Source organism: Streptomyces sp. NPDC059524, from assembly GCF_042749255.1.
GTDB lineage: Bacteria > Actinomycetota > Actinomycetes > Streptomycetales > Streptomycetaceae > Streptomyces > Streptomyces xanthii.
The window spans coordinates 8,291-19,216 of sequence record NZ_JBHYTK010000155.1 but is presented as its reverse complement, the minus strand read 5'-3'; the positions used below and the strand labels follow the sequence as shown (position 1 = coordinate 19,216).

General features: G+C 71.7%; 9 protein-coding genes. 7 read left to right on the top strand and 2 right to left on the bottom strand.

Annotation, left to right across the window (positions count from 1 at the left end):
- Positions 1 to 185 precede the first annotated feature (185 nt).
- Genes ACFW9D_RS31440 through ACFW9D_RS31420 form a run of 5 tightly spaced genes read left to right on the top strand, consistent with a single transcriptional unit; the run spans position 186 to position 7,747 of the window.
- Positions 186 to 3,875 (top strand): nitrate reductase subunit alpha, encoded by a 3,690-nt coding sequence (locus ACFW9D_RS31440; RefSeq protein ID WP_384627543.1) that lies wholly within the window; start codon positions 186 to 188, stop codon positions 3,873 to 3,875.
- A gap of 4 nt (positions 3,876 to 3,879) precedes the next feature.
- Positions 3,880 to 5,517: a nitrate reductase subunit beta gene (gene narH, locus ACFW9D_RS31435; protein WP_384627541.1), complete on the top strand. Its 1,638-nt coding sequence runs from the start codon at positions 3,880 to 3,882 to the stop codon at positions 5,515 to 5,517.
- Positions 5,517 to 6,125: a nitrate reductase molybdenum cofactor assembly chaperone gene (narJ, locus tag ACFW9D_RS31430; RefSeq protein WP_188335997.1), complete on the top strand. Its 609-nt coding sequence runs from the start codon at positions 5,517 to 5,519 to the stop codon at positions 6,123 to 6,125. Before narH ends, narJ begins: the two co-directional genes overlap by 1 nt.
- A complete protein-coding gene (gene narI, locus ACFW9D_RS31425) occupies positions 6,122 to 6,844 on the top strand; it encodes a respiratory nitrate reductase subunit gamma (protein ID WP_384627537.1) in 723 nt (240 codons plus the stop codon). Before narJ ends, narI begins: the two co-directional genes overlap by 4 nt.
- 39 nt (positions 6,845 to 6,883) lie before the next feature.
- Entirely contained in the window at positions 6,884 to 7,747 is an 864-nt protein-coding gene (locus ACFW9D_RS31420; protein ID WP_384627534.1) for a helix-turn-helix domain-containing protein, read from the top strand.
- A gap of 62 nt (positions 7,748 to 7,809) precedes the next feature.
- Here the strand turns inward: ACFW9D_RS31420 and ACFW9D_RS31415 are convergent, their stop codons facing one another.
- The gene (locus tag ACFW9D_RS31415; protein WP_188336000.1) at positions 7,810 to 8,235 is read right to left on the bottom strand and encodes an OsmC family protein; all 426 of its coding nucleotides are present in this window, start codon (positions 8,233 to 8,235) and stop codon (positions 7,810 to 7,812) included.
- 171 nt (positions 8,236 to 8,406) lie between these two features.
- Here ACFW9D_RS31415 and ACFW9D_RS31410 point away from each other — a divergent pair, with 171 nt between their 5' ends.
- Positions 8,407 to 9,078, top strand: coding sequence for a FadR/GntR family transcriptional regulator (locus ACFW9D_RS31410; protein WP_384627531.1), 672 nt, complete (start codon positions 8,407 to 8,409; stop codon positions 9,076 to 9,078).
- 14 nt (positions 9,079 to 9,092) lie between these two features.
- Here the strand turns inward: ACFW9D_RS31410 and ACFW9D_RS31405 are convergent, their stop codons facing one another.
- Entirely contained in the window at positions 9,093 to 9,761 is a 669-nt protein-coding gene (locus ACFW9D_RS31405; RefSeq protein ID WP_384627528.1) for a FadR/GntR family transcriptional regulator, read from the bottom strand.
- Positions 9,762 to 9,838: 77 nt separating this feature from the next.
- Here ACFW9D_RS31405 and ACFW9D_RS31400 point away from each other — a divergent pair, with 77 nt between their 5' ends.
- Positions 9,839 to 10,834 (top strand): ornithine cyclodeaminase family protein, encoded by a 996-nt coding sequence (locus ACFW9D_RS31400; protein WP_384627526.1) that lies wholly within the window; start codon positions 9,839 to 9,841, stop codon positions 10,832 to 10,834.
- The last annotated feature ends 92 nt before the right edge of the window (positions 10,835 to 10,926 follow it).

Sequence of the window (10,926 nt, the reverse complement as noted above, 5' to 3'; positions counted from 1 at the left end):
GCGCACGAAGTGCGCATCTCCAGGGTTGCGGGGCTGTGACATCAGCGGCTCCGCCGCGGGGCGCGACCAGCCCCCACCGGACCCGCACCCGGCGACGAGACGCACACCCGTACGGACCAGCCCGGTCGTGCGCCCGGCGGACGCCGCTTAGCGTCCGAAGGACGGATGACGAGGGAGCACAGACGGTGACTGCTGACACGACGGGGACCCCCACCGAACCGGCCGCCGCGCTGCTCCGCGCCGGCCGGTTCTTCCGGCGGGGCACGGCCGCCCCCGACCTGCACAGCGTGCAAATCAAGGGCGGCCGGGACGGGGACGTCTTCTACCGGGACCGTTGGAGCCACGACAAGGTCGTGAACTCGACCCACGGGGTGAACTGCACCGGCTCGTGCCGGTGGAAGGTGTACGTCAAGGACGGCATCATCACGTGGGAGACCCAGCAGACGGACTATCCGAGCGTGGGCCCGGACCGGCCGGAGTACGAGCCGCGCGGCTGTCCCCGGGGCGCCGCGTTCTCCTGGTACACGTACTCGCCGACCCGCGTGCGCTACCCGTACATCAGGGGCGTGCTCCTGGAGATGTACCGGGAGGCGAAGGCGCGGCTGAAGGACCCGGTCGAGGCGTGGGCCGACATCCAGGGGGACCCGGAGCGCCGTCGCAGGTACCAACTGGCGCGCGGCAAGGGCGGGTTGGTGCGGGCCACCTGGGACGAGGCCGTGGAGATCGTCGCTGCGGCGCATGTGCACACCATCAAGACGTACGGGCCCGACCGTGTCGCCGGTTTCTCCCCCATCCCCGCGATGTCGATGGTGTCGCACGCGGCCGGGGCCCGGTTCATGTCGCTGATCGGCGCGCCGATGCTGTCGTTCTACGACTGGTACGCCGACCTGCCCGTCGCCTCGCCGCAGGTGTTCGGCGACCAGACCGACGTCCCCGAGTCGGGCGACTGGTGGGACGCCGCATATCTGATGATGTGGGGATCGAACGTCCCGGTGACGCGCACGCCGGACGCCCACTGGATGGCGGAGGCCCGCTATCGCGGTCAGAAGGTCGTCGTCGTGGCGCCGGACTACGCCGACAACGCGAAGTTCGCCGACGAGTGGCTGCACCCGCACCCGGGCACGGACGGCGCGCTCGCCCTGGCCATGGGGCACGTGATCCTCAAGGAGTTCTTCGTCGACCGGCGGACTCCGTTCTTCACGGACTACGTGAAGAAGTTCACCGACCTGCCGTTCCTGGTGACGCTGGAGCAGCGGGACGGCGCGTTCGTCCCGTCGAAGTTCCTGCGCGCCGCCGACCTCGGGCAGGGCGGCGAGGGCGCCGACTGGAAGACGGCGGTGCTCGACGAGACGACCGGGCAGCCGGTGGTGCCGAACGGCTCGCTGGGCTTTCGCTGGACGGAGTCCGGCAAGGGCAAGTGGAACCTCGAACTGGGCAGCATCAGTCCCCAGTTGAGCCTGCACGGCTCCGACGTCGCGGCCGGCGTCGAGGTGCTCCTGCCCCGCTTCGACACGGACGGCGGCGAGCACGGCCAGGGCTCCGCGGACACCGTGCGGCGCGGCGTCCCGGCGACCCGGCTCGGCGGCCAGGGCGGTCCGCTCGTCACGACGGTGTTCGACCTGCTGCTCGCCCAGTACGGCGTGGGCCGCGAGGGTCTTCCGGGGCAGTGGCCGTCCTCGTACGAGGACGGGGACACGCCGGGCACCCCGGGCTGGCAGGAGGCGCTCACCTCGGTGCCGGCCGCGAAGTGCGTGAAGATCGCCCGGGAGTTCGCGGCGACGGCCGAGAAGTCGCGCGGGCGCTGCATGATCCTCATGGGCGCCGGCACCAACCACTGGTTCCACTCGGAGACCATCTACCGGGGCTTTCTGGCGCTGCTCCAGCTCACCGGCTGCCAGGGCAGGAACGGCGGCGGCTGGGCGCACTACGTCGGCCAGGAGAAGTGCCGTCCGTCGACCGGCTGGGCCTCGCTGGCCTCGGCGAACGACTGGTCGCGGCCGCCCCGGCAGATGATCGGCGCCGCGTACTGGTTCCTCAACGCCGACCAGTGGCGCTACGACCGCTTCGGCGCGGACGTGCTGGCCTCGCCGCTGGGCAACGGCGCGTTCAAGGGCATGACCGGCGCGGACTGCCTTGCGCTGTCGGCCCGTTCGGGCTGGATGCCCTCGTACCCGACCTTCGACCGCAACCCGCTGGAGCTCGGCGAGCAGAGCGTCGAGGAGACGGTCGGCCAGCTCAGGGCGGGCACGCTGAAGTTCGCCTGCGAGGACCCGGACGCGCCGGAGAACTGGCCGCGCGTGCTGACGCTGTGGCGGGCGAACCTGCTGGGCTCGTCGGCGAAGGGCGCCGAGTACTTCACCAAGCACCTGCTCGGCACCCAGTCCTCGCTCCGCGCCGAGGAGGCCTCGCCCGCACAGCGGCCCTCCACGGTGACCTGGCGGGACGAGGCTCCGGAGGGCAAGCTCGACCTGCTGCTCTCGCTCGACTTCCGGCAGACGTCCTCGACGCTGCTCTCCGACGTCGTGCTGCCCGCCGCGACCTGGTACGAGAAGCACGACCTGTCGTCGACGGACATGCACCCCTACGTCCACTCGTTCACCCCGGCCGTGGACCCGCCCTGGCAGGCCCGCACCGACTTCGACACGTTCAAGGCGCTCGCGGAGAAGCTGAGCGAGCTGGCCGCCGGCCATCTCGGCGTGCGCAAGGACCTGGTGGCGGCGCCGCTCCAGCACGACACCCCGGGCGAGATCGCGCAGCCGGGCGGGGTCGTCCTGGACTGGCGCAAGGGCGAGTGCGAGCCGGTGCCCGGCAAGACGCTGCCGAACCTGGTCGTGGTCGAGCGGGACTACACGGCGATCGGCGCGAAGTTCGCCGCGCTCGGCCCGCTGGTCGAGAAGCTCGGCCTGCCCGCGAAGGGCATCGCGCTCCACCCCGACCAGGAGGTCGAGGAGCTGCGCGAGCGCAACGGCACGGTGCGCGGCGGCCCGGCCGACGGCCGCCCGGCGCTCGACACGGCGGTCAAGGCGGCGAACACGATTCTCGCCCTGTCCGGCACCACCAACGGCCGGCTCGCCACGCAGGGCTTCCACACCCTGGAGGCGCGCACCGGCCAGGAGATGGCGCATCTGGCCGCCGAACACGAGGGCAAGCGGATCACGTACGCGGACACGCAGGCCGCGCCGGTGCCGGTGATCACCTCGCCGGAGTGGTCGGGCAGCGAGTCGGGCGGCCGCCGCTACACCGCGTTCACCCTCAACACCGAACACCTCAAGCCCTGGCACACCCTCACGGGCCGCCAGCAGTTCTTCCTCGACCACGACTGGATGCACGAGCTGGGCGAGGCCCTGCCCGTGTACCGGCCGCCGCTCGACATGAACCGGCTGTTCGGCGAGCCGCGCCTGGGTCCGGACGGCGAGAAGGAGGTGACGGTCCGCTACCTCACCCCGCACAACAAGTGGTCGATCCACTCCGAGTACCAGGACAACCTGTTCATGCTCGCCCTGTCGCGCGGCGGCCAGTCGATCTGGATGGCGCCGCAGGACGCGGACGCGATCGGCGTGAAGGACAACGACTGGATCGAGGCGGTGAACCGCAACGGCGTCGTCGTCGCCCGCGCTATCGTCTCGCACCGCATGCCGGCCGGCACCGTCTACATGCACCACGCGCAGGAGCGCACCGTCAACGTCCCCAAGGCGGAGGCGAGCGGCAAGCGCGGCGGCATCCACAACTCGCTGACCCGGCTGATCCTCAAGCCGTCCCATCTCATCGGCGGATACGCCCAGTTGTCGTGGGCGTTCAACTACCTCGGCCCGACGGGAAACCAGCGCGACGAGGTCACGGTCATCCGGCGCCGCTCGCAGAAGGTGGAGTACTGAACGCATGCCCCGTGACGAAGTCACCATCGGACGCTGTATGGCTCAGATCGCGATGGTCATGAACCTCGACAAGTGCATCGGCTGCCACACCTGCTCGGTCACCTGCAAGCAGGCGTGGACCAACCGCAACGGCATGGAGTACGTCTGGTTCAACAACGTGGAGACCCGGCCCGGCCAGGGCTATCCGCGCCGCTACGAGGACCAGGACAAGTGGCGCGGCGGCTGGGAGCTGAACAAGAAGGGCGCCCTGAAGCTGAAGGGCGGCGGCCGGCTGCGCAAGCTCGCGGGCATCTTCTCCAACCCGAAGCTGCCCGAGATCAAGGACTACTACGAGCCCTGGACGTACGACTACAAGAACCTCACCGACGCCCCGCTCGGCGACGACTACCCGGTGGCGCAGCCGCGTTCGCAGATCACCGGCAAGCCGATGAAGATCGAGTGGTCCTCGAACTGGGACGACAACCTGGGCGGCGCCCCGCAGTACGGCGACCTCGACCCGATGGTCCAGAAGACCCGGGAGAAGGCCGCGGAGAAGGTGAAGTTCGCGTTCGAGCAGACCTTCATGTTCTACCTGCCGCGCATCTGCGAGCACTGCCTCAACCCGTCGTGCGTGGCGTCCTGCCCGTCCGGCGCCATGTACAAGCGCGCGGAGGACGGCATCGTCCTGGTCGACCAGGACCACTGCCGGGGCTGGCGCATGTGCGTGACCGGCTGCCCGTACAAGAAGGTGTACTTCAACCACCGCACCGGCAAGGCCGAGAAGTGCACGATGTGCTACCCGCGCGTCGAGGTGGGCCTGCCCACGGTCTGCTCGGAGACGTGCGTGGGCCGCCTGCGCTATCTCGGGGTGATCCTCTACGACGCCGACAAGGTGACGGCGGCCGCCGAGACGAAGGACGACAAGGCGCTGTACGAGGCCCAGCTGGACGTGTTCCTGGACCCGGACGACCCGGCGGTGCGGCGGGCCGCCGAGGAGGCGGGCATCCCCTTCGACTGGATGGAGGCGGCGCGCCGCTCCCCCGTGCACGCGCTGATCAGCAAGTACAAGGTGGCGCTCCCGCTGCATCCGGAGTACCGGACGATGCCCATGGTCTGGTACATCCCGCCGCTGTCCCCGGTCGTCGACGCGCTCACCGAGACCGGCCACGACGGCGAGGACCACGCGAACCTGTTCGGCGCCATCGACACGCTGCGCATCCCGCTCGAGTACCTGGCGGAGATCTTCACGGCCGGTGACGTCGGCCCGGTGCGGGCGTCCCTGGAGAAGCTCGCCGCGATGCGCTCGCACATGCGGGCGGTCAACCTCGGGGACCGGCCGGAGCAGGCGATCGCGGAGTCGGTCGGCATGTCGGGCGCCGAGATCGAGGAGATGTACCGGCTGCTCGCGATCGCCAAGTACGAGGACCGGTACGTGATCCCGACGGCGGCGGTCGGCGACGCGCAGCGCCTGGAGGAGTCGGCGCTGCCGGACTCCTGCTCGCTCGACTACGAGGACGGGCCGGGGATGGGCGGCGAGGGCCCGTTCGGCGGCGACTCCGGGAACACCACGACGGGCGGCCGCAAGCTGCTGCCCGTCGTCTCCGTGGAGAACTTCCATCTGACGAAACGCCGCCAGACCGCCGACCAGCAGGAAGAGGCCTGATGACCGACCGCACCGCGCTGCTGTACCAGGCGGCGGCGCTCTGTCTCACGTACCCGGACGAGGAGCTGTACGGCCGGCTGCCGCTCGTGCGCGCTGCGGCCCCTGCGCTCGCCCCGTTCGTGGACCACGCCGAGGCGACGCCCCCGCAGGAGCTGGCCGAGCACTACGTACGGGTCTTCGACTTCAAGAACCGGCACAGCCTGTATCTGACGTGGTGGCGGGACGGGGACACGCGCCGGCGCGGGATGTCCCTGGTCCGCATGAAGGAGATCTACCGGGAGCACGGCATGGAGTTCACGGGCGAGGAGCTGCCCGACTTCCTGCCGGCGGTCCTGGAGTTCTCGGCGCAGGCCGGGCCGTTCCTCCTGGAGGAGCACCGCAGCGGCCTCGAACTGCTGCGGATCGCGCTGAGCGACCACGGCACCCCGTACGCGGCGGTCCTCGACGCGGTGTGCGCCACGCTGCCGGGGCCTTCCCCCAAGGACCGGGCCGCGGCGCTCGCGCTGGCCCGCTCGGGCCCGCCGCGCGAGGACGTCGGCCTCGAACCCTTCGGCTTCCGCCCGGAGCTCGGCGAACTGCCGCTGCTGGTGAAGGAGCACGCCCCGTGACCACTCTGATCTGGGGCGTCCTGCCCTACGTCGTCTTCGTCCTGCTGGTCGCGGGCACGATCTGGCGCTACCGCTACGACAAGTTCGGCTGGACCACCCGCTCCTCGCAGGTCTACGAGTCGAAGCTGCTGAACATCGCCTCGCCGGTCTTCCACTACGGCATTCTGTTCGTCCTCGTCGGCCATCTCGTCGGCCTGTTCGTCCCGATGTCGTGGACGGAGAACGTGGGCGTCAGCGAGCACACGTACCACCTGTTCTCCCTGATCGGCGGCACGTTCGCGGGCGCTTTGACGGTGTGCGGGATCTTCCTGCTGGTGTACCGGCGGCGCACGAAGGCCCCCGTCTTCAAGGCGACCACCCGCAACGACAAGCTCATGTACGTGTTCCTGCTCGGCGCGATCGTGCTCGGGATGGTCGCCAAGCTCACGCACGCCTCCGGCGACGGCTACAACTACCGCGAGACGATCGGCCCGTGGGCCCGCAGCCTGTTCACCCTGAGCCCGGACACGGGCCTGATGGACGGCGTGCCGGTGCTCTACCGGATCCACGCTGTAGTAGGCATGTCACTCATCGCGCTGGTACCGTTCACCCGGCTCGTGCATATGTTCAGCGCGCCGGTGCAGTACCTGTTCCGACCGTACGTGGTCTACCGCAGCCGCGACCCGCGGCGCCTGGCCGCGCGGCCGGAGCGACGGGGGTGGGAGCGCACCGGATCGTAGCCGCCGCTCGTCCTCGGCCGGCACGTGGGGAGACGTGACGTGAGTGAACGACGGCCCGCCCCCACCGTGGGTCAGGTCGTCCTCGGCAGACGCCTGCAGGACCTGCGCGAGGCCAGGGGCCTCAAGCGGGACGAGGCGGCCCGCGCGCTGCGCGTGACCGGGGCGACGATCCGCCGCATGGAGACCGCCGAGGTCGCCCTCAAGATCCCCTACGTGCAGATGCTGCTCGAGCTGTACGAGGTTCCCGAGCCGGAGATCGAGGCGTTCGTCGCGCTGGCCGAGGAGGCGAACCTGCCCGGCTGGTGGCAGCGCTTCCACGACGTGCTGCCCGACTGGTTCAGCCTGTACGTGAGCCTGGAGGGCGCGGCCGAGCTGATCCGCTCCTACGAACCACACTTCGTGCCGGGCCTGTTGCAGACCGAGGAGTACGCGCGGGCGGTGTTCGACGCCGGGACGGTGGGGCGCTCGCGGCCCGAGGAGATCGAGCGGCACGTGTCGCTGCGCATGGCGCGCCAGTCGCTGCTCACCCGCGAGGACGCCCCGCACCTGTGGGCGGTCATGGACGAGACGGTGCTGCTGCGGCCGCCGGGCGGCCCCGGGGTGCTGCGCGGGCAGCTGGACCGGCTGATCGAGGCGGCGGCTCTGCCGCACGTGACGCTGCAGCTCGCGGAGTTCTCGGCGGGCCCGCACCCGGGCACGTACGGGCCGTTCAGCCTGTTCCGCTTCCCGGTGCGGGAGCTGCCGGACATGGTGTTCAGCGAGTACGTGACCGGCGCCCTGTACCTGGACTCGCGCGACGAGGTCAGCGCGCACCTGGAGGTCCTGGACCATCTGGCGGCCCAGGCGGCGAGCGCGGAGCGGACGCTGGAGCTCCTGCGCAAGTTCCGCGCCTCGCTCGGCTGACGCTGTTCGTGCGGCACGCGGCCGACCTGCGCCGCGGCGGGCCGCGGCGCAGGTGCCGGGGGTCAGGCCAGCTTGGCCGTCAGGGTGATCGTCGTGCCGGTGAGCGCCTGGCTGACCGGGCAGTTCTTCTTGGCGTCCTCGGCGGCGGCCTGGAACGCCTGCTCGTCGAGGCCCGGCACCTCGCCCTCGACGGTGAGGTGGATGCCGGTGATGCCCTCGCCGGGCTGGAACGTCACGTCGGCCGAGGTGACCAGCTTGGTGGGCGGGTTGCCGGCGCCGGCCAGGCCGTGCGAGAGGGCCATGGAGAAGCAGGACGAGTGCGCGGCGGCGATCAGCTCCTCGGGGCTGGTCTTCCCGTTCGCCTGCTCGGCGCGGGAGGGCCAGGACACCGGCTGCTGGCCGATGCCGGAGGAGTCGAAGGTGACGGTGCCGCTGCCCTCGAGCAGGTTGCCTTCCCACACGGTGTGGGCGGAGCGCGTGGTAGCCACGATGGGTCCTTCCCTTTCCTGGAGTTGTCGCCGGAGGTTGTTCCGGGAGGCGTGCGCTCCCCATCCGACCACATCCCGCGGCCTCGTACCCGTCATCGCCTCGGACGTCACCTGCCGCGTCACGTAAGGTGCGGTGGTCGCCGATCATCCGACTGTCGTGAAGAGGCACCGATGGAAGCTGTGGGACGTGTGTCGATCGTCGACGCCGTGATCCGGGAGCTGAAGGCGGAGATCGCCCGGGGCACGTGGCAGGTCGGCGAGAAGATCCCGTCCGAGGGGCGGCTCGCGGACACCCTCGGGGTCAGCCGGCTGTCGATCCGGGAGGCCGTCCGGGTTCTGGTGCACATGGGGCTGCTGGCAACCCGGCAGGGCGCCGGCACCTTCGTCACCGCGTCCGACGCGGACCACACGCTGCTGCGCCGCCATCTCGCGGGTTCGGCCGAGACCGACATCCTGGACGTGCGCCGGGGCCTGGACATCGTGGCCGCCCGGCTCGCGGCCGTCGCCCGGACCGAGGCGGACGTGGACGCGCTGCGCGAGGCCCTGGGGCGCCGGGCCGCGGCGCGGGAGGCCGCCGACGTCGACGCGTTCACCGACGCCGACGTCGACTTCCATGTGCGGATCGCCGAGGCCTCGCACAATCCGCTGCTGCGCGACCTGTACCGGAACATGAGCGAGGCGCTGCGCGCGACGGTCCGGTCGAGCCAGTGCATCGACGCCGGTGAAGAGCCCTTCCACGACGAGCTGTTCGCCGCCGTGGACACGGGGGACGCGGGCGCGGCCACCGCCGCCGCCCTGGCGATCCTGGAAGGCTGGCCGCCGCCCCCGTCCGCGGCGGCCTGACCCCCCTCGGCGGCTCAGGCGCCGGGTACGGACCCGAGGATCGTCAGCACGGCGTCCGTGGCGGCGAGCGGGTCACCGGCCGCGATCGCGGCGGCCAGTGCCTCGTGCCGGTCCTCCGCGCCCTCGGCGGCGTCCTTGAGGCAGCGGTTCTCGCGGACGCTGTCGGCGAGCGCCTCGGTGAAGGTCGCGTACAGCTCGTACAGGAGCTCGTTGTGGGCGGCGCGGGCCACCCCGAGATGGAAGTCCACGTCGGCGGCGACGAACGCCGCCTCGTCGGGCGTCTCCCCCGCCGCGGCCCGGCGCCGGTCCAGCGCGTCGCGCAGCGCGGCGAGGTCCGCGTCGGTGCGGCGCGTCGCCGCGAGTCCCGCGGCGACGAGGTCGAAGCCGCCGCGCACCTCCCGGGCGTCGCCCCGGGGCGCCTCGGACAGCCGGCGCCGGATCGCCACCTCGGTCGCGTCGCGGGCCGCGACGTAGGTGCCGTCGCCCTGCCGCGCGGCGAGCAGCCCCACCTCGACCAGGCCGTGCACGGCGGACCGCACCGAGACCCGGCTGACCTCGAGCGTCGCGGCGAGTTCGTGCTCCGAGGGGATGCGGGTGCCGACCGGCCACGCACCACTGGTGATGCGGTCCCTGATCCGGCTCGTGACCGCCTCGACCAGAGTGGCCCGCTCGATTTTCTTCACTCCCACCCCTTCAAAAAGTCATCAGATGACTGCTAACCATGTCACTGTCGCCGAACCGTACGTTGCAAGGAGCGCAAGTGAACCGCAAGCCGCTGCTCGTCCTCGACCGCGCCCAGGTCGCCGGCCTGCTCGACATGGCGCAGGTGATCGCCGCCGTGGAGCAGGCCCACGCGGCGCTGTCCACCGGCGCGGCCCGGCAGCCCGAGCGGGAGGCGCTCTCGCTGCCCGGCGACGCGAGCCTGCTGATACCGATGGCGGCCGCGGTCGATCCGCTGGGCGGCGCCGGCGTGAAGCTCCTGACGGACACCCCGGGCAACGCGGAGCGGGGCCTTCCGGTGCAGCAGTCGATCATCACGCTGATCGACCCCGAGACGGGCCGGTACGAGGCGCTGCTGTTCGGCGCGCCGGTCACCCAGGTCCGCACGGCCGCGGCCTCCGCGGTGGCCACGAAGCACCTGGCGCGGCCCGGGGCGCGCACGCTCGGTCTGATCGGCGCGGGCGCGCAGGCGCGGACGCATCTGGCCGCGCACGCGCTGGTCTGCGACCTCGACGAGGTGGTGGTCTGGAGCCGCTCGCGGTCCACGGTCGACGCGTTCGCGGCGCACGCCCGCGAGGCCGGGTTCGCGGTCAAGGTCGCCGACGGCCCGGAGCAGGTGGCCCGCGAGGCGGACGTGCTGTGCACCCTGACGCCCTCGCGCGAGCCGCTCGTGCGCGGCGCATGGTTCCGGCCCGGGCTGCACGTCAACGCGGTGGGCGCGCCGCCGCGCCCCGACCACCGGGAGATCGACACCACCGGCATCGTGCGCAGCCGCGTGATCGTGGACAGTTTCCCGGTGGCGTGCGGCGAGTCGGGCGAGGTGCTGATCCCGCTGGCCGAGGGCGCGATCACCGAGGACCACTTCCGCACCGAACTGGGCGACGTGATCACGGGCCGCGCCGTGGGGCGCTCCGCGGAGGACGAGGTGACCCTCTACAACTCCGTGGGGCTCGGCATCCAGGACGTCGCCGCCGCCCGCCTGGTCGTCGACGCGGCCCGCCGCCAGGGCATCGGCACGCTGGTCGACCTGTCCTGACGGGTGGGCGGGGGGCCGCGGGGGGCGGGGGCCGGGGCGACGGACGGCGGCGGCGCCCGGCTGGGGGGGCGGCGCGCGCGCCACGAACACGC

Bases quoted from the DNA above. Each gene is read 5' to 3' on its own strand.
- narJ (WP_188335997.1), top strand. From the start codon at position 5,517: ATGACCGACCGCACCGCGCTGCTGTACCAGGCGGCGGCGCTCTGTCTC.
- narH (WP_384627541.1), top strand. From the start codon at position 3,880: ATGCCCCGTGACGAAGTCACCATCGGACGCTGTATGGCTCAGATCGCG.
- ACFW9D_RS31410 (WP_384627531.1), top strand. From the start codon at position 8,407: ATGGAAGCTGTGGGACGTGTGTCGATCGTCGACGCCGTGATCCGGGAG.